This is a genomic window from Pseudomonas sp. MWU318, assembly GCF_016756945.1.
GTDB lineage: Bacteria > Pseudomonadota > Gammaproteobacteria > Pseudomonadales > Pseudomonadaceae > Aquipseudomonas > Aquipseudomonas putida_A.
In genome coordinates this window covers 211668-235004 of sequence record NZ_JAESJL010000005.1, presented here as the reverse complement: position 1 = coordinate 235004, position 23337 = coordinate 211668, and the positions used below count along the sequence as shown (strand labels likewise).

Sequence of the window (23337 nt, the reverse complement as noted above, 5' to 3'; positions counted from 1 at the left end):
GCGATTTAGTCTTGGCCGTGGCTGTCGCGCTCAGATCCGACGGCTGTTTGTTCACTGCTTGATGAGTCTCGCTGGTGCTCATATCTGCAACCCCACGCGCATCAGCCAGGTCTCCGGCTCGTGCTGCAAACCGCTGGGGGTGTTGAGGGCGCGTTGGTAATCGACGTCCACTTGCAGATTCTTCCAGCCCAGATTCAGCCCGACGCTGGCGCCGCTCAGGCGCTGGCCCTGGGCGCCGTGGTCGGCCTTGAGCCAGCCGTTGTCCAGGCCCACGCGCGGGGTGATCTGCACCGGCCAATCGCTACGCAGCGGCAGACGCAAGGTGTTGCGCCAGATCGCGCCGCTGGCGCCGGATACGCTGCTGACCCGATAGCCGCGCACCGCCGAATCATCGGTGCCGAGCAACTGTTCGATGGCCGGTAACGGGTCGGGGCTGTATTGCAGATTGAGCTGGCTCTGCCACTGCCACGCTTGCGCGCCGAACTGGCCGTTGCGCCATTGGCTGAGGCCGGCGCGGTACTTGCGAAACTGCGCTTTGGGCAAATTGTTGACTGCATGATTGGCGTCGTCATCAGCGCCCAGCCAGCGCAGGCCTTGCGAATAGGTGAAGTCGAGGTTCCACACCGCACGGTCGAGCCAGAACAGATTGAGTCCGGCTTCGGCCACGGTCAGGGTCGGGCTTTGAATGCCCAGACGGACATTTTCCAGATAGCTGTCGACGTCCTTGTGTGCCAGTTGCAGGTTGGCGCTGAGCTGACGGCTCTGGTCGCGCCACAAAACGCGGTCGGCGCGCAGACTCAGTTGATCGGTGATGCCGGTGCTGTACAAGGTCGCGCTGGGCAGCTTGAACGGCGCGCGATATTCCGCATGGCTGGCGAACGCGCTGTAGGTCCAATAGCCGTAGGGAATCGCGTAATACAGGCTGGCGTTGCGACTGTAGCGATCGCCCTGATTCAACGTGTCGCTGGCGCTGAGGCTCAACAGATCGTTGAGTTGCAGCGGGCTGTCGAAGCTCAGGCTGACGGTATTGCGATCCCGCCCGGTGCTGGCGCTGCCGAGGTTGTCCATGCCCAGGCCCAATGCCCAGCGCGACTGCCCGGCCGTGCGCGAACGCAGGATGATGCGCGAGGCACCGGGCTGGCTACCGGGGGCGATGTCGGCGGTCAGGTCGATCGAACGCAAGCGGTTCAGTTGATCCAGGCCTTGCTCCAGATCACGCAGGTTCAGCGGCTGGCCGAGCATATGCGGGAACGCGCCGCCCAACGAAACGGGCAGGCTCTGATCGGCCAGTTCGATGGACTCGATGTAGCCCTCGTCGATCATGATGTCCAGCGACTGCCCCGCCGCCGGCGCGCTCAACAGGTACGGGCGGCTGGCGATGTAGCCCTGCTCGACGTAGACCGCAGTGATGGTCGCCAGCAAATGGTTGATCTGGCCGACGCCCATGCACGGCGCCAGCAGCGGTTTGATCCGGGCGTTGAGCTTGTCGCTGTCGATCAGCGTGACACCGCCGATGCGCGTGCCACTTAGCGGCCAGCAACGTTCATCGGGGGCGACTGTCTGCGGGAGCGCTGGTGTGGCCGGCGTCGGACCGAACGCACCGCGCTCCAGTTGGCGCTTGCGTTGTTCCATCTGCAGTTGTTGCAGATCGCGTTGTTGCTGTTGCTGCTGGCGCAGCACTTCCTGGCCCGGCGCAACAGGGTCAGCCGCTTGAATCGAGGAGGCACACACACTCAACACAAAGGCCGACAACAGCGGGCAAAGCGTGGAACGACGACGGAAAACAACGCAAAGCGAATACGGCACGCAACATCCTTGCAATCATAAAATGGCGTAATGCCACTTCATCAATGCGAGTGATAGTCAGAGCCTTCCTACGCAAATGCAAGACGCTTCCTACAACGCTTACATTTCTTAAACATTTGATTTTACTGCGTTCAACATCACCGCCTCTGGGGTTCCCCGAGGGCTTTCATCGAGTTCTCAAAGATTTGCCCCCGTATTACTGGCGCTGTCGTTTGTCGAAACCGCTCCAAACCCCGAGGCCGGGTAAGCAACTGACAATCGGCACAAAAACATAATTGCCACAAAATATTACTTGCGTCATATTACAGACGTAATAACAGCCCGTTTTCGCAGGTATTACGCCATGACCAGCATGTCCACCCTTGAGCCAGACCTGTCTGCCCCGGTCACCCCCGCCAAGCCGCCATTGCGCAAACGCCTGCTGCTGACCGGCGCCGGCCTGATCGCGCTGGTCGCGGTCGGCATGTATGCCGCGCACTGGTGGGGCACCGGGCGTTTTCTCGAAGAGACCGACGATGCCTACATCGGTGGCGACGTCACGGTGATCGGGCCGAAGGTCGCCGGGTACATCGAAGAAGTGCTGGTCAGCGACAACCAATCGGTCAGGGCCGGTGAGGTGCTGATTCGCCTCGACGCGCGCGACTATCGTGCCAACCTCGCCAAAGCCGAAGGCGCAGTCGCCGCCGAAGAAGCGCTGTTGGCCAACCTCGACGCTACTGAGCAACTGCAGCAAGCGGTGATCGGCCAGGCCCGTGCCGGCATCGATGCCGCCGGTGCCGAAACCGCCCGCTCGCGGGATGACAATACGCGCTACAAACGTCTGGTGAGCACCAATGCCGTGTCGGTGGAAAGTGCCCAGCGTGCCGACGCGACTTTCAAGACCGCGCAAGCCCTGAGCGCTCGCGCCCAGGCTGAATTGCTCGCCGCCCAGCGCCAACTGGCGGTGATCGACACCCAGAAACAACAGGCCCGCGCCGCCCTGCAACAAGCCCGCGCCGAGCGTGATCTGGCGCAACTGAATCTCGGCTACACCGAACTGCGCGCGCCGGTCGATGGCGTGATCGGCAACCGCCGCGCACGGGTCGGCGCCTATGCCCAGGCCGGTTCGCAACAGTTGTCGGTGGTGCCGGCCAGCGGTCTGTGGGTGGATGCCAATTTCAAGGAAGACCAACTGGCGCGGATGCAACCCGGACAACGGGTGAGCATCCGCGCCGACGTGCTCTCCGGCCAGGAATTCCATGGCCGCCTCGACAGCCTCGCCCCGGCTACCGGCTCGCAATTCAGCGTGCTTCCGCCGGAGAACGCCACCGGTAACTTCACCAAAATCGTCCAGCGGGTGCCGGTGCGAATCCTCCTCGATCCGGCTGACGGCGTACTCGGTCACCTGCGGCCGGGACTGTCGGTGACCGCTGAAGTCGACACCCGCGCACAAGCCGAAACCAGCGCCGTGGCCGTCGCGCCATGAGCACCGCCCTCACCGCCCCGGCGCAACCGTTCAACGCCGCCGACATGGCCACCGCGACCAAAGTGTTCGCCTTCGCCACGATGTGCATCGGCATGTTCATCGCGCTGCTGGACATCCAGATCGTCTCAGCCTCGCTGCGCGACATCGGCGGTGGGCTCTCGGCCGGCACCGATGAAACCGCGTGGGTGCAGACCAGTTACCTGATCGCCGAAATCATTGTGATCCCGCTGTCGGGCTGGCTGTCGCGGGTGTTCTCCACACGCTGGCTGTTCTGCGCCTCGGCGGTCGGCTTCACCCTGGCCAGTCTGCTTTGCGGCGTGGCCTGGAACATCCAGAGCATGATCGCCTTTCGTGCACTGCAAGGCTTTCTCGGCGGCTCGATGATTCCGCTGGTGTTCACCACCGCGTTCTTTTTCTTCAGCGGCAAACAACGGGTGATTGCCGCCGCAACCATCGGTGCGGTGGCGTCTCTGGCGCCGACGTTGGGGCCGGTGATCGGCGGCTGGATCACCGACATTTCCTCATGGCACTGGCTGTTCTACATCAACCTGGTGCCGGGGATTTTTGTCGCGGTGGCCGTGCCGATGCTGGTGAAAATTGACCAGCCGGAACTGGCGCTGCTCAAGGGCGCGGACTACCTGAGCATGGTGTTTCTCGCGCTGTTTCTCGGCTGCCTGGAATACACCCTCGAAGAAGGCCCGCGCTGGAACTGGTTCAGCGATCAAACGATTCTGATCACGGCATGGATCAGCGGTCTGGCAGGTCTGGCCTTCATCGGGCGCACCTTGCACGTGGCCAATCCGATCGTCGATCTGCGCGCACTCAAGGATCGCAATTTCGCCCTGGGCTGCTTCTTTTCCTTCGTCACCGGAATTGGTCTGTTCGCGACGATTTACCTGACGCCGCTGTTTCTCGGCCGGGTGCGTGGATACAGCGCGCTGGACATTGGTCTGGCGGTTTTTTCCACCGGGGTGTTCCAGATCATGGCGATTCCGCTGTATGCCTTTCTCGCCAATCGCATGGATTTGCGCTGGATCATGATGATCGGCCTGGGCTTGTTTGCGGTGTCGATGTGGGAATTCAGTCCGATCACCCACGACTGGGGTTCCGGCCAGTTGATGCTACCGCAAGCGCTGCGCGGGATCGCCCAGCAACTGGCGGTGCCGCCGGCGGTGACGCTGACCTTGGGCGGCTTGGCACCGGCACGCTTGAAGCACGCTTCGGGGCTGTTCAACCTGATGCGCAATCTGGGTGGGGCGATCGGGATTGCCGCGTGCGCGACCATTCTCAATGACCGCACCAACCTGCACTTCACTCGCCTGGCCGAGCATTTGAACAGCAGCAACGAGGCGATGAATCAGTGGCTGGCGCAGGTCGGTGGCAATCTGGCGACACTGGGTCAGAGTGGTGACGTCGGCGTCACCGCCGGTCTGCATCAGCTGTGGCTGCTGACCTACCGCGAGGCGCAGACCCAGACCTACGGCGATACCTTTTTGATGATCATGCTGTGCTTCATCATCGCCACGGCGATGGTGCCCTTGATGCGCAAGGTACAACCACCGGCCGCGCCGAGTGCGGATGCGCATTGATCACGGTTTCCGAAACGCCCCTCCCCCTGTAGGAGCTGCCGCAGGCTGCGATCTTTTGACTTTGATTTTTAAAAAAAAGATCAAAAGATCGCAGCCTGCGGCAGCTCCTACAGGGGTTAGGGATTAGGGGTTGCGGCTTAGAGCTGTGGAGTTTTGCGGAAGCCCACCGCCAGACGGTTCCAGCTGTTGATGGTGCTGATCGCCACGCTCAGATCGACCATTTCCTTGGGCGTGAATTGCGCCGCGACGATGTCGTAGTCTTCGTCCGGGGCGTGGGTCAGGCTCAGTTGGGTCAGCGATTCGGTCCACAGCAGCGCAGCACGTTCGCGCTCGGTGAAGAATGGCGCTTCACGCCACGCGGTGACGGCGAACAGTCGACGCGGGGTTTCGCCGCCCTTGATCGCGTCAGCGGTGTGCATGTCGATGCAGAACGCACAGCCGTTGATCTGCGAAGCGCGCAGCTTGACCAGTTCGATCAGGGTCTTTTCCAGCGGCAGTTTCGAGACCGCAGTTTCCAGGGCGATCATCGCTTTCAGGGCGTCTGGAGAAGCGGTGTAGAAATCGGTACGAGCTTTCATGATTGAGTTTCCGGGGCCAGTGAATGTGTGACTAAGGTAGTCCCGCACTTGCCCCGAACAAATAGCCAATCTCCCGGAAGACGAGTAGACCACCCTGTCACACGCGATTGCGCAACCAGTGCAGGAACCCGGTTTTCGCCACCACGGTCGGCACGTCCTGGGTCAGGGTCTGGGCCTTGTGCAGGCGATAGTCGAGCAAGGCTTTCATCGCCTCGTTGATGTCGTGGCGGGCATCCAGACACGGCTTCAGGTAGGTCTTCTCGATGCGATACAACGCACAGAAGGTTTTCGCCGCAAAGGTCGCCGGCACAGACGAATCGGAGAGGATGCCGGCCTCGCCGATCACCTCCCCCGGCCCCATGCGCCCGGATTCGAACGGGCTGCCATGGCGAGTCAAGGTCACGCTGACCACGCCCGATTCGATGATGAACAAATGATCGCTGACCTCCCCGGCGTCGAGGATCGTCTCGCCGGCACGGAAGGTTTGCAGGGTCATGTTCTGGCTGAAGGTGTCTTTCTCTTCCTGGCGCAGCGTGGAGAAAATCGGCGAACTGTCGAGCAGCGCCCGTGGCCGCGAGAGGTTGCCGGCGACGATCGGTTCGACACTCGACAACAGATTGACCCCGGACGCCTGCAGATGCCGGTAAGCCAGATCGAACAGCTGATTGCGCACCGAGCGCTTCTGATCCATCGACGAGACAAAACCGCTGATTTCATATTCCGCGCCGGCACTGCTGGAGCTTTTCAGCGCGACGCTTGGCGAGGGATTGTCCAGCAGCGGACGGCAGCCCTGCATCGCCCGCTCCAGCGCATCGATCACCGTATTGGGCCGGGCATGCGGGCTGACCTGGACACTGACGGCGACTCCGAACATGTTGCTCGGTCGACTGAAGTTGATGATCTTGGCCTTGGCCGCCAGCGAGTTGGGAATCACCGCCATGCTGCCCTGGCTGGTCTGCAGACGCGTGGCGCGCCAGTCGATATCGACGACCCGGCCTTCGGTGCCGTCGATCGAGATCCAGTCATCGATCTGATAGGGCTTGGTGGTGTTGAGCACGATCCCGGAGAACACGTCGCTGAGGGTGCTCTGCAACGCCAGACCGACGATGATCGCCAAGGCCCCGGACGTCGCCAGCACACCTTTGACCGGCAGATCCAGCACATAGGCCAGCGCCGCGATAATGGCGATCAGGAAAATCACCGCACCGAGCAGATCCTGCAACAGCCGCCCGGTGTGCCCGACCCGCTGCATCATCACTGCGCCGATCAGCACGGTCAGAGTGCGCGCGCCGAACAGCCACCAGCCGATCTGCAACCCGGTCGCCGCCAGGTGCAGCGGCACGTTGTCGGCCCATGGCGCCGGCTCCATCGGGTTGAGGCCTTCGTTGAACAACAGCACGCTGAACAGGCTGAAAATCAGCACCCGCACCAGCAGCTTCCACTCGCTGCCTCGGGAACTGATCAGGCGCCACAGGCCCAGATCGAGGAGGATCAGGATCAACGCGCAAAACAACGGATGTTCGGTCAAAAAAGACAACATCAAAGCACTCCGACAGGGCCCAATCGCGAGAAGATCGCACAGATTGGGCAAGTGTAGGAGTAATTGATTTCAGAGGCAGAACACCAGCGCAAAAACACCGGAAAACCCCTGTGGGAGCGAGCCTGCTCGCGAAGGCGGTGGATCAGTCAGACATGCATTGACTGGCACTGCGCTTTCGCGAGCAAGCCCGCTCCCACAGGGGTGAAATTTACCCGTGCATCCGGCCAAAACGTCCCGACTGGAAGTCGGCGAATGCCTGATGAATTTCCTGCTCGGTGTTCATCACGAACGGGCCATGGCCGACAATCGGTTCGTCGATCGGCTCGCCGCTGAGCAGCAGCACCACTGCGTCTTCACTGGCCTCAAGGGTCAACTGACGACCGTCGCGCTCGAACAGCACCAACTGCCCGACACCCGCCGTTTGCGCACCGTTGATCTGCACCGAACCTTTCAACAGCACCAGCGCGGTGTTGCGCCCTTCGTGCAGATCGAGCGTCAGCAATTTGCCGGCGTTCAACCGCAGGTCCCAGACGTCGATCGGCGTGAAAGTGCGCGACGGGCCTTTATGCCCATCGAACTCACCAGCGATCAGCCGCAGCCGGCCGGCATCGTCCTTCAGCGCGATATTGGGAATATCGCCGTCGAGAATGTTCTGGTAGCCGGGCGCAGCCATTTTGTCCTTGGCCGGCAGGTTGACCCACAGCTGCACCATTTCCAGCTTGCCGCCGGTTCTGGCGAAATCATCCGAGTGGAACTCCTCGTGGAGGATCCCGGACGCGGCGGTCATCCACTGCACATCGCCGGGGCCGATGGTGCCGCCGCTGCCGGTGGAGTCGCGGTGCTGCACTTCGCCGTCGTAGACGATGGTCACCGTTTCAAAACCACGGTGCGGGTGCTGGCCGACGCCACGGCGCTCGGTGGTCGGGGTGAATTCGGCCGGGCCTGCGTGATCGAGCAGCAGGAACGGGCTGATGTGTTTGCCCAGGTTGTCGTAGGAAAACAGGGTGCGCACCGGGAAACCATCGCCGACCCAATGGCCGCGAGGGCTGGTGTAGATACCGATGATGTTTTTCATGGTTGCCTCCAGAAAAGGTGGGTGACGCAATGGATTAAGCTTAAATCCATAGCGTTTTGAGGACTAGACGGCAAAAACCGGCTTTAGTGTTCCATTTATAGAACAGTCCCACCGTTGAATCTCGATCCTTGCGGGAGCGGGCTTGCTCGCGAAGGTGCCAGTCCGGACAACACAACTATCGGGAAAGATTCATGACTTCTGCTCAACAGTGCTTTGCCCCACCAGCGGTTTTTCTCAAGGACACAGACGCGGATACTCCTGCCCATTCCCACTGCAACCCTGGAGTCATCAATGTCTGTTCCCGCTTTTGGTCTGGGTACGTTTCGCCTGCAAGGTCAGGTGGTCATCGATTCGGTGCGCACCGGCCTTGAACTCGGTTACCGCGCCATCGACACCGCGCAGATCTACGAGAACGAAGCCGAGGTCGGCCAGGCCATCGCCGCCAGCGGCATTGCTCGTGAAGAGCTGTTCATCACCAGCAAGATCTGGATCGCCAACTTCGGCAAGGATCGTCTGATCGAGAGCCTCAAGGAAAGCCTGCAGAAATTGCAGACCGACTACCTCGACCTGACGCTGATCCACTGGCCGTCGCCGGAAGATCAGGTGCCGGTCGCCGAATTCATGGGCGCGCTGCTCGAAGCCAGGCGTCTGGGCCTGACCCGGCAAATCGGGGTGTCCAACTTCACCATCGAGCTGATGCAACAGGCCATCGCCGCGGTTGGCGCGGAAAACATCGCCACCAACCAGATCGAACTGCACCCGTACCTGCAAAACCGCAAAGTGGTCGAGTTTGCCCGCAGCCAGGGCATCCAGATCACCTCCTACATGACCCTCGCCTATGGCGAAGTGCTGAAGGATCCGGTGATTCAGCAGATCGCTGAACGTCTGCAAGCGACCCCGGCGCAGGTCACTCTGGCCTGGGCTATGCAGTCGGGTTACGCGGTGATTCCATCGTCGACCAAACGTGCCAACCTGCAAAGCAACCTCGGCGCCACCGCGCTGACCCTGAGCGAATCCGACATGGCGCTGATCGCCGGTCTGGAGCGCGGCCATCGTCTGACCAGCCCGAAAGGCATCGCCCCGCAGTGGGATTGACCGCTCAGTTCTGAAGCCGCTGCGCAAGGCCAAGCATGGCCGTGCGCAGCGCATCCACCGAGCGGTGGACAGACAGCGTTTCGGCGTCGCGGCACGCCTGTTCGAGATCGCTGCACGCCGCCGCCACTCGCGCGGCACCGACCATTTGCGCACCGCCCTTGATGTGATGCGCCAGGGTGCTTAATTCGCTCAGATCCTGTGGCTGGCGCGCAGCGTCCAGCCGTTGCAGATCGTCGTGCAGACTGCGCAACACTTGTTCGCGCAGGCGCTGCATCACTGCAGGATTGTCCCCGGCCATCTGTTCAAGCGCGCTCAGGTCGATCTCGGGCAACGGCGGTGCCGGGTCCGACAGCTGGTCACTGTCACCGCGACTGGCCGCCTTCAATGCCTGTTGCAGATCGTGCAAGCGAATCGGCTTGAACAGGCAATCGTCCATGCCGGCCTCCAGGCAACGAGCCCGTTCTTCGACTTGTGCGTTGGCGGTAAACCCGAGGATCAGGCAACGCGCCCGGCCGCTCGCCGCCTCTTCGTCACGGATCGTCCGGGCGAGTTCGTAACCGTTGCGCCGCGGCATGTTGCAATCTGTGATCAGCACATCGAAGGCCTGGGCCCGCCAGCGCTGCAACCCCTGTTCACCATCTTCGATGTCGACCGTGCGGTGGCCGAGTTCACTCAGTTGCCAGCACAACAGCAAGCGGTTGACCGGATGATCGTCCACCACCAGCACGCTCAATGAGCGCGCCGGCGTGTCCGCCACGGCGTGGCTTGCCGCCTCGGGGGCGAGCGCGGCCAACGGCTGCAATTGCAGATTGATCTCGACCCGCGTGCCATGTCCCGGCTCACTGTCAAGGCGCAGCGTTCCGCCCATCATTTCGCTGAGGCTGCGGCTGATCACCAGCCCCAGCCCCGAGCCGCTACGCGCTGACTGGCCATGATTGCCGGCTTGAACAAACGGGCTGAACAGACGTTTGCGGTCATCCTCACTGATGCCGATGCCGCTGTCTTCAATCACCACCCTCACCGCCAACTGGCCGAGCGCTGTCCTGGTCACCGCCAGTTGCAGACTGACCTGACCGTGCTCGGTGAACTTGATCGCGTTGCTCAACAGGTTCGACAGCACTTGCTTGAAGCGTGTCGGGTCGAGCATCACCTCGACGTCACTCTGTGCATCCAGTTCAACACACCACAGCAAGCGCTTGTGCCGCGCCAGCCCCTCGAATACCCGACACACCGAGATCACCAGTTCACGCAGGTTGACCCGTTGCGGCGCGAGGGACAAGTGCCCGGACTCGATACGCGCAATGTCGAGAATATCGCCGATCAACCCCAGTAATTGCTGGCCGGCACCGGACGCGACCTCGATCGCCAGCTTGTCGGTGACGCCCTCCTCGGCACGCTTCAGGGCCAGTTCGAGCATGCCGATCAGGGCGTTCATCGGCGTGCGGATTTCGTGGCTCATGGTTGCCAGAAACGTGGTCTTGGCCCGATTGGCGTCGTCGGCGGCATCCTTGGCCTGCTGCAACTGCTGCAGCCACTGCTGACGCTGGCGCAACTGCCAACGCTGAAAACCGATCCAGGCCAAGGCCAGCAACAGCAGGCCTGCCGCACCAACAAACGCCAGCAGGATTTCGCGGCGATGACGCTGCCAATAGCTCTCTTCCACGACCACGTCATGGCTCCAGCGCTCGACCAGTTCGTCCATCTGCTGCGGCGCGATGCTCAGCAGCGCCTTGTTCAGAATCGTGTGCAGCGCCGTATCCTGCGCTGCGGTCGCCAGGGCAATGCGTGCCGGCTGATCGCCGATCGTGTTGGTGATGCGCAGGCGCTCGCGGTAATGACGGGCAATCAGAAACCGCGCCACCAGCAGTGAGCTGACCGTCACGTCGGCCTGGCCTTTGGCGATCTGCTCCATGCCCTCGGCCGGGCTGCGCACCTCCACCAGGCGAATCCCGGGCACCTGCTGCAGAATAAAGTCGTGCAATGGATGACCGCGATAAATCGCCAGCCGCTTGCCCGGCAGATCGGCGAGGCTACGTGGGCTGCCGGCCGTCGTCGCGCTGACCAGCACAAACGGATTGTTCAGGTAGGCACGGGTAAATTGCAGCTCGGTTTCCCGTTCGCTGCTCGGGGTCACCACCGGCAACACGTCGAGCTCACCGGCCTTGAGCTGCTCAATCTGACGATCCAGCGAACGCCCCCGAACCAACTCGAATTGCAGCCCGGTACGCTGACTGATCAGGTTGAGCAACTGCGCCGCCAACCCGTTGAATCGCCCATCGGCGTCAAAAAACGTCAGCGGTGCGAAGTCTTCGATCACGCCGACCCGCACCCGCGGATGTTGCTCCAGCCACTGCTGCTCGCTGGCACTGAGGCGCACCTGCGACTGCGCGGCCATTTGCGCGCGCCCTGCGCTCCAGCGCTGCTCGATCAGTTGACGACGCTCCATGGGAATCGCCGCCAGCGCCTTGTCGATAATGCGCTTGAGGCGCACGTCACTGCGTTGCAGGGCAAACCCAAAGGGGTTGGCATCCAGTCCGGACGGCCCGGCCAACTGCAGGTCATTGCGGTAATTGGTGTTGATCAGGTAATTGGCACTGATCAGATCGCCGAGATAGCCGTCATCGACACCAAACGCTACCGCACCCAGCGCATCCATTGCCGAGGAGTAACGCTGCACCTTCGCCTCGGGGTAGAACGCCTGCACGCTGGTCAGCGGCAGATAGTCCTCGACCATGGCGATGCGTTTGCCTGCCAGATCCGCGGGTAACGTTTCGTCGAGCCGGGTCACCAGCATTGGCTGATCTTCGGCGTAGGGTCGCGACAAGATGAAATCCGGATCGGCCAGCTCGAAATTGTTCGAGGTGCCCAGCAGATCGAGTTCGCCGCGCTTGAGCGCACTCATCACCGCGTCGCGATTGGTAAAGCGTTGCACCTCGATCCGCACACCGAGCAGTTGCGCCAGCAGCTCCGCGTAATCGGCGGTGAGACCTTCCAGCTCCAGCCGATTGCGGGTGATTTCAAACGGTGGGTAATCGGCGCCGGAAATGCCCATGCGCAACCGTGGGTGCTGGTGCAGCCATTGGCGATCCTGCTCGTCGAGCGGAACCCGGATATTTTCCAGTGCTGCCTGGCTCAACAACTCCAGTGGCTGCGGCAGTTCACTGGCCCAGCAGCTGGCCGTGATGCTCAACCACAGCCCGCACCACCAGCGTCGCAGATTCAATTTTCTACTCAGATCAAATCGTTGCGCTTGGCGAATTCGCGCAAGTACACCGCTGACTTTGAGTGCAGACCCAGCTTTTTTATCAAGCGGGTTTTGTAGGTGCTGACGGTCTTGTGGCTGAGGAACATTTCAGCGGCGATTTTCTTGTTGGGCTTGCCCAGAGCCAACTGCACGAGAATGTTCAGTTCTCGGTTGGAGAGCTCGTCGATCAGCTGTTTTTCGCTGCGGTGCGACGGGGTCGACGCAAGGCCGTTATCAGGCAGTGCAGCAAAATAGGAGTAGCCCGACATCAGCGCCTGGACAGCCTTGTGCAATTGCAACAACTGGTTGGTTTTGGCCACGTAACCCATGGCGCCGCTACGCAGACAGCGATCCTGATAGTGCAGCGGATCCTGAGAAGTAAAGATCAGCACCCTGCAGTCAGGGTCGGTGGCCTTGAGCCGCTCCAGCACCTCCAGCCCGCCGACTCCCGGCAACTTGAGATCAAGTACCACGAGTTTCGGCTTGTGCTCACGGCTCAGAGCCATGGCTTCGCTGGCGCTGGATGCTTCGTGAATCGCCTTGAATCTTTCGGCTTCGAGTACGAGTTTCACGGCAGCCCTTACCACCGGATGATCGTCGACGATCAGCGCTGACTTCATGACCGCTCCCAGTGCAAAAACAGGACGATGGCGCCACCGGCATCAGCTGTTACTCACCGGGTTGGCTGCGCGAAGACTGTTACACGGGAAGCAAAGCGTATCTACCTGTCAGATCTGACAGTTGCGCGAAAGGATAATCCGTGCTCAGGCCCGGCGTTGCGCGGCTGGCGCCGGGTTCCAGGCATTTACTGCGCCCAACGGGGCAACGTCGACCCGCGCCATCAGGTGTTCGATCGCGGCCGCATTGGGCAAGGCGACATGGCTGATCTGCAGGTTTTCCTGAGCGAAACCGGCGGGTGTCAGCGCCGGTGCCGTGGGTTCGTTATAGATCAGAACGTGGCGCACCTGCGGGTTGTTGAGGAAAAACCCCGACAAGTCCAGCGATCCGGCCGCCAGTTCGGCGTTGATGACCACGGCGTCGAAGGGTTCACAGCCGTATTCCACCAGGGTCAGCAGCTCAAGCAGACTCTGTACCGGAGCGATGCGGAAGTATTCAAGGCCATTGAACAGGCGCTCGATTTTCATCCGGTGAAAATGCTGCGGATCGGCAATCAGGATGCGCAGGGTTTTATTGATCATGCTCGATCTCGTAGAGGTGGACGGGTGCGCCAAGACTACGCAAGCCTCAGGAGCAGTTCTGTAGGACTTTTCCTAAAAAACCGGTCATTCATCCGCCCCCTTGAGCCATGTCGAATGGCTGCCCGATGTGGTTGCGTTATTCCGTCGTACTCGGACTCCAGAACGCCTGCACCACCAGCGCTGAAGTCGAAATCCGCGCTACCAGCGCATCGAGTTCATCGCCGTCGACCGAAGTCGTCGCCAGCGTCGCTTCGATCTCGATTTCGTCGGCACCGAAGGCGTGTACATCGACGTCGCTGGCCGGGTAGTTGCTGCGTTCCAACTCGGCTTCGAGCAGGGCGAACACGGCTTTCTGCTGTGAGCGCCGGGCGATGACATAGACAATGTTGGTGACTTCGGCCGAGACCACGTCCAGTGGCTGGCGGTTGATGTTGTTGACGATCGGCCGCAGCAAGGTGTTGGCGGCCAGAATGAACAGCGTGCCGAGCACCGCTTCGGCCAGCAGGTCGGCACCGGCGCAGGCGCCAACGGCGGCTGACGTCCACAAGGTCGCGGCGGTGTTGAGGCCGCGCACGTTGCCTTCTTCGCGCATGATCACCCCGGCGCCGAGAAAGCCGATGCCGGAAACCACGTAGGCGACCACCCGCACCGCGCCTTCAGCACCGCCGAGACGGTTGGCCATGTCGACGAAAATCGCCGCACCGACCGCCACCAGCACGTTGGTGCGCAGGCCGGCGGTGCGTTGCCGGTACTGGCGCTCGAACCCGATCAGGCCACCGAGGATGAACGCTGCGCTGAGGCTGACCAGGGTGTCGAGCAGTGAGTTGAGGTTGAGATTGTTTATGGCTTGCATGATGAAGCTCCTTGAAAAAACACAGTCCCTTTGTCGGGGCTTGCTGCCAATTCACCTGAAACACCCAATCCCTGTAGGAGCTGCCGCAGGCTGCGATCTGTTGATCTTTGAAAGCAAGATCAACAGATCGCAGCCTGCGGCAGCTCCTACAGCGTTGCAGGTGAAGGTTGCAGCCTGCTGTTATTGCCAGCCGAACCGGCGGATGTAGAAGCCTTTCACCGCCTGGGTCAGCGCCATGTACGCCAGCAGGATCATCGGCAGGAACACGAAATACAGCGACGGCAGCGCCTGCAGTTTGAAGTAGTTGGCCAGCGGCCCCATCGGCAGGAAGATCCCGACCGCCATGATGATCCCGGTCATCACCAGCAGCGGCATGGCTGCACGGCTTTGCAGGAACGGAATCTTCGGCGTGCGGATCATGTGCACGATCAGCGTCTGGGTCAGCAGCCCCACTACGAACCAGCCGGACTGGAACAGCGTCTGGTGATCCGGGGTGTTGGCATCGAACACGTACCACATCAAGGCGAACGTGGTGATGTCAAAGATCGAACTGATCGGCCCGAAGAACAGCATGAAGCGCCCGACATCCGCCGGCTGCCAGCGTTGCGGCTTTTTCAGCATCTCGTCATCGACGTTGTCGAACGGAATCGCGATCTGCGAAATGTCGTAGAGCAGGTTCTGTACCAGCAGGTGCATCGGCAGCATCGGCAGGAACGGAATGAACGCACTGGCGACCAGCACCGAGAACACGTTGCCGAAGTTCGAGCTGGCGGTCATCTTGATGTACTTGAGCATGTTGGCGAAGGTGCGGCGCCCTTCGAGCACGCCCTCCTCCAGCACCATCAGGCTCTTTTCCAAGAGGATGATGTCAGCGGCTTCCTTGGCGATGTCCACCGCGCTGTCCACCGAGATTCCGATGTCGGCGGTGCGCAGCGCCGGGGCGTCGTTGATGCCGTCGCCCATGAAGCCGACCACATGCCCGTTGCCCTTGAGGATGCGCACGATGCGCTCCTTGTGCGACGGCGTCAGCTTGGCGAACACGTTGGTTTTTTCTACCGCCACGGCCAGCTCGGCGTCGCTCATGCGCTCGACATCGTTACCCATCAGCAAGCCCTGTTGGGCCAGACCGACTTCGCGGCAAATCTTCGCGGTCACCAGTTCGTTGTCACCGGTCAGCACTTTGACCGCCACACCGTGCTCGGCCAAAGCCTTGAGCGCCGGCGCGGTGCTTTCCTTCGGTGGATCGAGGAATGCCACGTAACCGATCAGCGTCAGTTCCTGCTCATCCGCCAGGCTGTAAGTGTCGCGACCTTCCGGCATCGAGCGGGCAGCCACCGCCACCACGCGCAAGCCTTCAGCGTTGAATGCTGCGGTGACCTGACGAATCCGGGTCAGCAATTCATCGCTCAAGGCTTCTTCGACTTCACCGTGCTGCACGCGGGTGCACACCGCCAGCACTTCTTCCACCGCGCCTTTGCAGATCAGCAAATGCGGCTCGCCACGCCCCTCGACCACCACCGACATGCGCCGGCGATTGAAGTCGAACGGGATCTCATCGACCTTGCGAAACGCCGTGCCGACCTTCAGCTCACGGTTGATTTCCACGTGCTCCAGCACCGCTACATCGAGCAGGTTTTTCAGCCCGGTCTGGTAGTAGCTGTTCAGGTAGGCCATTTCCAGCACGTCATCCGAGTCTTCACCCCAGACGTCGACATTACGCGCGAGGAAGATCTTGTCCTGGGTCAGGGTGCCGGTCTTGTCGGTGCACAGCACGTCCATGGCACCGAAGTTCTGGATCGCGTCGAGTCGCTTGACGATGACCTTCTTGCGCGACAGGAACACCGCACCTTTGGCCAGGGTCGAGGTGACGATCATCGGCAGCATTTCCGGGGTCAGGCCCACGGCAATCGACAGCGCGAACAGCAGCGCTTCGGTCCAGTCGCCCTTGGTGAAACCGTTGATGAACAGCACCAGCGGCGCCATGACGAACATGAAGCGGATCAGCAGCCAGCTGACTTTGTTCACGCCCAGCTGGAACGAGGTCACCGCGCGGTCAGTCGCGCCGACCCGCTGCGCCAGCGCGCCGAAATAGGTGCTGTTGCCCGTGGTGAGAATCACCGCCACCGCCGTACCGGACACCACGTTGGTGCCCATGAACAGAATGTTCTCCAGCTCCAGCGGATTACGCGTGTCGCGGTCGGCCTGACGGGCGAATTTCTCCACCGGCATCGATTCACCGGTCATCGCCGCCTGGCTGACGAACAGATCCTTGGCGCTGAGCACCCGGCAGTCGGCGGGAATCATGTCGCCGGCGGACAGCACGATCAGGTCGCCCGGCACCAGTTGCTTGATCGGCAGTTCGATGCGCGGCTCATCCCGGCGCATCACCGTAGCGGTGTTGCTGACCATCGCCTTGAGCGCATCGGCGGCCCGGTTGGATTTGCTTTCCTGCCAGAAGCGCAGCAGCGTCGACAGCACCACCATGGAGAAAATCACCGTGGCGGCTTTCAGGTCTTCGGTCAGCCACGAGATCACCGCCAACAGAGTCAGCAGCAGGTTGAACGGGTTTTTGTAGCAGTGCCACAGGTGGGTCCACCATGGCAGCGGCTGCTCGTGCTCGACTTCGTTGAGGCCGTACTGCGCACGCAGGGCGTCGACTTCAAAATCGGTCAAACCGTCGGTGTGGGTGCCCAGCGAAGACAGCAGTTCGCTGCTGTCGCGATGGGCCGCATCGACCAGGGTGTTGGCCAGGGTGGGCGGCACTTCACGGCTGACCGTGGTGTCGTTGATCGATTCCAGCAACGCCAGACGGCGGAAGTGCCGGGCGATGTGGCGTGTGCGCAGGAAGCCTGCGAAAAATTCCTTGAGCGTAAGTTTCATGGCTGTTGCCCCTATGGTCAGCCGGGAAACCGTCGAGCAGGTACGACCATGCCTCGTGCGCCGGAAAATCCGGCACGGCAAGGCTTGGCGCGCCAGTCACAAAGGACAGGCGTGTCGATAGGTTTGCGATCACGACCACACGGTCGAAATCACACACTTTCAGTGTCGATGAGAAGGACGTCGGGACATGGTCTCAACTGACCATGATCGGGATGCCGCTGCTCGCTTTACGGCGAGACAACGGCAGAGAAAGGCTGCGCGTTATCTTGCCGAAAATCTGCCGGTTACCGAGACCGGCCGACAACTGTCACTCGAACAAGTACCCACTGTGGGTCTCCGCTATTGATGAAAACGCGCGAAGCTTACGCCTCGATGATTTGAGAGTAAACCCGTGGAAGGAGGTGTGTCGGGGAATGTGGCGGGTGTTCAGGAAGAGTTCAGGATTCAGAGTTTTCGCTGGCCTCTAGGGCCCTATCGCGGGCAAGCCCGCTCCCACAAGAATCTCCAGTGAATACAGGTTTTGCATCCGACACAGATCCTGTGGGAGCTGGCTTGCCAGCAATTACGGTGGATCAGGCAAAGCAGATTCAGCTGGCAGTCGCCAACAGCAGATCCGCCATCGAACGGTTGTGCCCACGGTTCTTGCCATGCTCATACAAGGACCCGGCAATCTCGTCGGCACGCACCGGCAACACCGACAGCAACGTATCACTCAGGCCATGGCTGGCCTGGCAGAAGCCCTGCATGTACAGGCCGGCCTTGCAGCGCTCGTCGGTGATCAGTTTGTAGTTGCGATCGACCTCGAAATCACCGAGGTATTCTTCCAGCGGTGCCAGCAATTTGCGGTGCATCTGCCGCTCGTAACCGGTGGCCAGGACCACGGCGTCATAGATACGCACGGTGACTTCGCCGGTGGCGTTGTTGCGCACCGCCAGTTCGATGCCACGCTCGGTGGCGGTGGCGCTCTCGACGGTGGTCAGGGTACGGAACGCATGACGGGCGATGCCCGAGACTTTCTGGCGATAGAAGATGCCGTAGATGCGTTCGATCAGATCAATGTCGACCACCGAGTAGTTGGTGTTGTGGTACTCGTTGACCAGCCGCTCACGCTCGGCGCTGTTTTGCTGGAACACCAGATCGGTGAACTCCGGCGAGAACACTTCGTTGACGAACGGGCTGTCGTCCGCAGGCTTGAGCGCCGAGCCGCGCAGGATCATGTCGACCTGCACCGACGGGAACGAATCGTTCAGATCGATGAAGGCTTCCGCCGCGCTCTGCCCGCCGCCGATGATCGCGATGCTCATCGGTTGGTTGTTCACACACGGCTGTTTGGCCATCTGCGACAGATACTGCGAGTGGTGGAACACGCGGCTGTCGCCCTTCAGCGCCTTGAACGCCTCCGGAATACGCGGTGTGCCGCCGGCGCTGACCACCACCGAACGCGCAGTGCGCACCAACTGCTGGCCTTCGCTGTCGCGGGAGATCACGCGCAGCGCCTCAACCTGATGGTTGTGCAGCACCGGTTCGATGGTCAGCACTTCTTCGCCGTAGCGACTCTGCTCGGTGAACTGCCCGGCAACCCAGCGCAGGTAGTCGTTGTACTCCATGCGGCACGGGTAGAAGGTGCCAAGGTTGATGAAGTCGACCAGACGGCCGTGGGCCTTCAGGTAATTGACGAACGAGTACGGGCTGGTCGGGTTGCGCAGGGTCACCAGATCCTTGAGGAAGGAAATCTGCAATTCGCTTTGGGTCGACAGGGTGTTGCCGTGCCAGCTGTAGTTGGCCTGCTTGTCGAGGAACAGCACATCCAGCTCGCCGTGGGTCGGGCCGCGCTCTTGCAGAGCGATGGCCAGCGCCAGGTTCGAAGGGCCGAAACCGACGCCGATCAGGTCGTGAACGATGGGCGATGCAATTGCCTGAGTCATTTCCAGTGTCCTCTGGATGAACCCCTCAACAAGGGGAAAGGAGAGCCTAAGTGACCCGACTGGCCTTGAGCAGGACAGCAGGTCGTCTGTTGAGTAGGAACGAGGACAGTGAAATAAAATTTAGCGATGGCGGCTCAATGGGCATCCCATTGCTTGATGCGCAGGCGGCAATGCTTCATCGCATTGACGATGTGTTTTTCCACCAGCGCCTTGGAAATCCCCAGCTGTTCGGCGATCTGCGGGTGCGACAGGCCTTCGATCTTGCGCAGCAGAAAACTGTCGCGGCACAGCGGCGACAATTCCGCCAGGGCGCGCTGGAGCATCTCCAGACGCTGGCCGTGATCGAGGGTGCCGTGGGGCGACGGGGTGAAATAGCGCTCTTCGCTGTCGAGCACTTCCAGTGGCTCGACCTGGCGCAAGGCGTTGCGCCGATGATCATCGATCACCAGATTCAACGCGGTGCGATAGAGAAAGGCCCGCGGCTGCTCGATGGGCGTGTCGCTGGAACGCTCCAGAACCCGCACATAAGCGTCATGCACCACATCTTCGGCGACCTGACGGTTGCCGAGCTTGGCGTTCAGGAAACACACCAGCTCGCGATAGTAGTTTTCCAACATGACTCCCGGCCGCTTCGATGCGGATTCGATCCTTGAGCACACTGATCGAAGGCCCCGCAAACACGGGTAGCAAGATAGTGGCAACTTGAGGTGCGTAATTTATAGTAATTCTCATATAGATTTAAAGTGGCGTTTGTCGTTGCCCGCTAAATAGTGCCGTTCCATACCTGTAACATCCTGTGTCTTCGCTTAAATTCCCCTGCGCATTCATCGTTTACAGGACAGCTCCCCGTGTCTGTCGCGCCCCGCGACAGCGTTCAGCGGCTGCGCGCTGTGGCGTGCAGCCGGACGACGGGCCGAATACCACTGGCCGGAACCCTGCATGAAACGTCCCCGCCCCGCTCGACGCGCCCTGCTCGCAGTCCTTTGTCTGATTCCCGTTGTTGCCTACGCCGCATGGCAAATCATGCCTCCGGGACGCGACCGTTTTGCCACCGTGCAAGTCAGTCGTGGCGACATCGAAAGCAGCGTCACCGCACTGGGCACCCTGCAACCGCGCCGATATGTCGATGTCGGTGCGCAGGCCTCCGGGCAGATCCAGAAAATCCACGTCGAAGTCGGTGACGTGGTCAAGGAAGGTCAACTGCTGGTGGAAATCGATCCGTCCACGCAGAAGGCCAAACTCGACGCCGGACGCTTCTCCATCGAAAACCTTAAGGCGCAATTGCAGGAGCAACGCGCCCAGCATGAACTGGCGCGGCAGAAGTATCAGCGCCAGCAGCATCTCGTGGCCGGCGGCGCCACCCGTGAAGAAGACGTGCAGACCGCCCGCGCCGAACTGAAAGCCACTCAGGCCCGCGTCGACATGTTCCAGGCACAGATCCGCCAGGCTGAAGCGAGCCTGCGCAGCGATCAGGCTGAACTCGGCTACACGCGGATCTACGCGCCGATGGCCGGCACCGTGGTTGCCCTCGACGCCCGCGAAGGCCAGACCCTCAACGCGCAACAGCAGACGCCGCTGATCCTGCGCATCGCCAAGCTGTCACCGATGACCGTGTGGGCCGAGGTTTCCGAGGCCGACATCGGCCACGTCAAACCGGGCATGACCGCCTACTTCACCACCCTCAGCGGCGGTCAGCGGCGCTGGAGCAGCACCGTGCGGCAGATCCTGCCGGTGCCGCCCAAGCCTCTGGATCAGACCAGCCAGGGCGGCGGCAGCCCGGCCAGCAGCAGTAAAAGCGGCAGCGCCCGCGTTGTGCTGTACACGGTTTTGCTCGACGTCGATAACGCCGACAACGCCTTGATGGCCGAGATGACCACCCAGGTGTTTTTCGTCGCCAATCAGGCCAGAGGCGTGCTCACCGCGCCGGTCGCCGCGTTGCAGGGCAGCACCACGGCCAACCTGCAAACCGCTCAGGTGGTCGCGGCCAACGGCGAGATTCAGCAGCGCGAGGTACGCACCGGCATCAGCGACCGGCTCAAGGTGCAGATTGTCGACGGCCTCAACGAAGGCGATCATCTGCTGATCGGCCCGGTCGACGGCAGCGGAGGCTGAATGCAAACGCCTCTGATCGATCTGCAGGACATTCGCAAATCCTACGGCGGCGGTGACGCTCCTGAAGTTCACGTGCTGCGCGGCATCGACCTGTCGATTCACGCCGGTGAATTCGTCGCGATTGTCGGCGCTTCCGGCTCCGGCAAATCGACCCTGATGAATATCCTTGGTTGCCTCGACCGGCCGACCTCCGGCGAGTACCGCTTTGCCGGGGAAAACGTCGCCGGCCTCGACAGCGACGAGCTGGCCTGGCTGCGCCGCGAAGCCTTTGGATTTGTGTTCCAGGGCTATCACCTGATTCCGTCCGGCTCGGCCCAGGAAAACGTCGAGATGCCGGCGATCTATGCCGGTACCCCGGCCGCCGAGCGTCACGCCCGCGCCGCCGCCCTGCTCGACCGCCTCGGTCTGGCCTCGCGCACCGGCAATCGCCCGCATCAATTGTCCGGCGGTCAGCAGCAACGGGTGTCAATTGCCCGGGCGCTGATGAACGGCGGGCATATCATCCTCGCCGACGAACCCACCGGCGCCCTCGACAGCCACAGCGGCAAAGAGGTGATGACGCTGCTCGACGAACTGGCGAGCCAGGGCCACGTGGTGATCCTCATCACCCACGACCGCGAAGTTGCGGCCCGGGCCAAACGCATCATCGAAATACGCGACGGCCTGATCATCAGCGACAGCGCCCGCGACAACCCAGAAGCCCAGACCAGGGCCAACCCCGGCGCCCTGCAAGCGGTGGATCTGCGCCAGCGTCTGGCCGACGGCGCCGAAGCCACCGGCGCCTGGAAAGGCGAACTGGTCGATGCCCTGCACGCCGCATGGCGAGTGATGTGGATCAACCGCTTTCGCACCGCACTGACCCTGCTCGGGATCATCATCGGCGTGGCGTCGGTGGTGGTGATGCTGGCGGTCGGTGAAGGCAGCAAACGCCAGGTGATGGCGCAGATGGGCGCCTTCGGTTCAAACATTATTTACCTCAGCGGCTCGGCGCCCAACCCGCGCACGCCGCCGGGGATCATCACCCTCGACGATGTGCACGCGCTGGCCAGCCTGCCGCAAGTGCAGCGGATCATGCCGGTCAACGGCGCCGAGGCCGGTGTACGTTACGGCAATGCCGACCACCTGAGTTACGTCGGCGGCAACGACACCAACTTCCCGGCGATCTTCAACTGGCCGGTGGTGCAAGGCAGTTACTTCACCGAGGCCGATGAGCAGAATGCTGCAGCCGTCGCGGTGATCGGCCACAAAGTCCGCAGCAAACTGCTCAAGGATGTGCCGAACCCGATCGGCCAATTCATCCTGATCGAGAATGTGCCGTTCCAGGTGGTCGGCGTGCTCGCCGAAAAGGGCGCCAGCTCCGGCGACTCCGACAGCGACAATCGCATCGCCATCCCTTATTCGGCGGCCGGCGTCCGGCTGTTCGGTACACGCAACCCGGAATACGTCGCCATCGCCGCCGCCGACGCGCGCAAGGTCAAGGACACCGAGCAGGCCATCGAGCAACTGATGCTGCGCCTGCACAACGGCAAGAAGGATTTCGAACTGACCAACAACGCCGCGATGATCCAGGCCGAGGCCCGCACTCAGAACACCCTGTCGCTGATGCTCGGCTCGATCGCCGCGATCTCGCTGCTGGTTGGCGGTATCGGCGTGATGAACATCATGCTCATGACCGTGCGCGAGCGGACTCGCGAGATTGGCATTCGCATGGCCACCGGCGCCCGCCAGCGCGACATCCTCCGGCAGTTCCTCACCGAAGCGGTGATGCTCTCGGTGGTCGGCGGCATTGCCGGGATCGCCCTGGCGCTGATCGTCGGTGGCGTGCTGATCCTCAGCGAAGTGGCCGTGGCTTTTTCCTTGATGGCGGTACTCGGCGCCTTCGGCTGCGCCCTGGTCACCGGTGTTGTCTTCGGCTTCATGCCTGCCCGCAAAGCTGCCCGGCTCGACCCGGTCACAGCCCTTACCAGTGAATGATC

The 23337-nt window shown here is 61.6% G+C and carries 16 protein-coding genes; 5 read left to right on the top strand and 11 right to left on the bottom strand.

Going from position 1 to position 23337, the window contains the following annotated elements:
• Positions 1–78 precede the first annotated feature (78 nt).
• On the bottom strand, positions 79–1806 hold the full coding sequence (locus JN524_RS14225) for a ShlB/FhaC/HecB family hemolysin secretion/activation protein (protein ID WP_202369723.1): 1728 nt from the start codon (positions 1804–1806) through the stop codon (positions 79–81).
• 343 nt (positions 1807–2149) lie between these two features.
• Between JN524_RS14225 and JN524_RS14220 the strand changes: the two genes are divergently transcribed.
• Both JN524_RS14220 and JN524_RS14215 read left to right on the top strand, forming a co-directional pair.
• A complete protein-coding gene (locus JN524_RS14220) occupies positions 2150–3271 on the top strand; it encodes an HlyD family secretion protein (RefSeq protein WP_202369722.1) in 1122 nt (373 codons plus the stop codon).
• The gene (locus JN524_RS14215; RefSeq protein ID WP_202369721.1) at positions 3268–4860 is read left to right on the top strand and encodes a DHA2 family efflux MFS transporter permease subunit; all 1593 of its coding nucleotides are present in this window, start codon (positions 3268–3270) and stop codon (positions 4858–4860) included. Before JN524_RS14220 ends, JN524_RS14215 begins: the two co-directional genes overlap by 4 nt.
• A 137-nt stretch (positions 4861–4997) precedes the next feature.
• On the opposite strand, the gene JN524_RS14210 is transcribed toward JN524_RS14215, so the two are convergent.
• From JN524_RS14210 to JN524_RS14200, 3 genes are all read right to left on the bottom strand, one after another.
• The gene (locus JN524_RS14210; RefSeq protein WP_027614017.1) at positions 4998–5438 is read right to left on the bottom strand and encodes a carboxymuconolactone decarboxylase family protein; all 441 of its coding nucleotides are present in this window, start codon (positions 5436–5438) and stop codon (positions 4998–5000) included.
• Between the two features lie 97 nt (positions 5439–5535).
• Positions 5536–6978, bottom strand: coding sequence for a mechanosensitive ion channel domain-containing protein (locus JN524_RS14205; protein WP_202369720.1), 1443 nt, complete (start codon positions 6976–6978; stop codon positions 5536–5538).
• Positions 6979–7186: 208 nt separating this feature from the next.
• Positions 7187–8053, bottom strand: a complete 867-nt coding sequence (locus tag JN524_RS14200; protein WP_202369719.1) for a pirin family protein — start codon at positions 8051–8053, stop codon at positions 7187–7189.
• 291 nt (positions 8054–8344) lie between these two features.
• On the opposite strand from JN524_RS14200, the gene dkgB reads away from it, so the two are divergent.
• Positions 8345–9148 (top strand): 2,5-didehydrogluconate reductase DkgB, encoded by an 804-nt coding sequence (gene dkgB / locus JN524_RS14195; protein WP_202369718.1) that lies wholly within the window; start codon positions 8345–8347, stop codon positions 9146–9148.
• 4 nt (positions 9149–9152) lie between these two features.
• On the opposite strand, the gene JN524_RS14190 is transcribed toward dkgB, so the two are convergent.
• The 7 genes from JN524_RS14190 to JN524_RS14160 form a co-directional block, all read right to left on the bottom strand.
• Positions 9153–12371, bottom strand: a complete 3219-nt coding sequence (locus JN524_RS14190) for a transporter substrate-binding domain-containing protein (RefSeq protein ID WP_202369717.1) — start codon at positions 12369–12371, stop codon at positions 9153–9155.
• 8 nt (positions 12372–12379) lie between these two features.
• A complete protein-coding gene (locus tag JN524_RS14185; protein ID WP_202369716.1) occupies positions 12380–13012 on the bottom strand; it encodes a response regulator transcription factor in 633 nt (210 codons plus the stop codon).
• 144 nt (positions 13013–13156) lie between these two features.
• The gene (locus JN524_RS14180) at positions 13157–13591 is read right to left on the bottom strand and encodes a chemotaxis protein CheY (RefSeq protein ID WP_202369715.1); all 435 of its coding nucleotides are present in this window, start codon (positions 13589–13591) and stop codon (positions 13157–13159) included.
• A gap of 136 nt (positions 13592–13727) precedes the next feature.
• Positions 13728–14444, bottom strand: a complete 717-nt coding sequence (locus JN524_RS14175; RefSeq protein ID WP_202369714.1) for an MgtC/SapB family protein — start codon at positions 14442–14444, stop codon at positions 13728–13730.
• A 180-nt stretch (positions 14445–14624) separates the two neighbouring features.
• Positions 14625–17324, bottom strand: a complete 2700-nt coding sequence (gene mgtA, locus JN524_RS14170) for a magnesium-translocating P-type ATPase (protein WP_202369713.1) — start codon at positions 17322–17324, stop codon at positions 14625–14627.
• Between the two features lie 587 nt (positions 17325–17911).
• Complete coding sequence (locus JN524_RS14165) at positions 17912–19249, bottom strand: lysine N(6)-hydroxylase/L-ornithine N(5)-oxygenase family protein (protein WP_202369712.1); 1338 nt, start codon at positions 19247–19249, stop codon at positions 17912–17914.
• 134 nt (positions 19250–19383) lie between these two features.
• A complete protein-coding gene (locus tag JN524_RS14160) occupies positions 19384–19866 on the bottom strand; it encodes a sigma-70 family RNA polymerase sigma factor (RefSeq protein ID WP_027614027.1) in 483 nt (160 codons plus the stop codon).
• Positions 19867–20188: 322 nt separating this feature from the next.
• Between JN524_RS14160 and JN524_RS14155 the strand changes: the two genes are divergently transcribed.
• Positions 20189–21361 carry an efflux RND transporter periplasmic adaptor subunit gene (locus tag JN524_RS14155; RefSeq protein ID WP_202369710.1) on the top strand — a complete coding sequence of 391 codons (1173 nt, stop codon included), beginning with the start codon at positions 20189–20191 and terminating at the stop codon, positions 21359–21361.
• Positions 21362–23335, top strand: a complete 1974-nt coding sequence (locus JN524_RS14150) for a MacB family efflux pump subunit (RefSeq protein ID WP_202369709.1) — start codon at positions 21362–21364, stop codon at positions 23333–23335.
• Positions 23336–23337 lie beyond the last annotated feature (2 nt).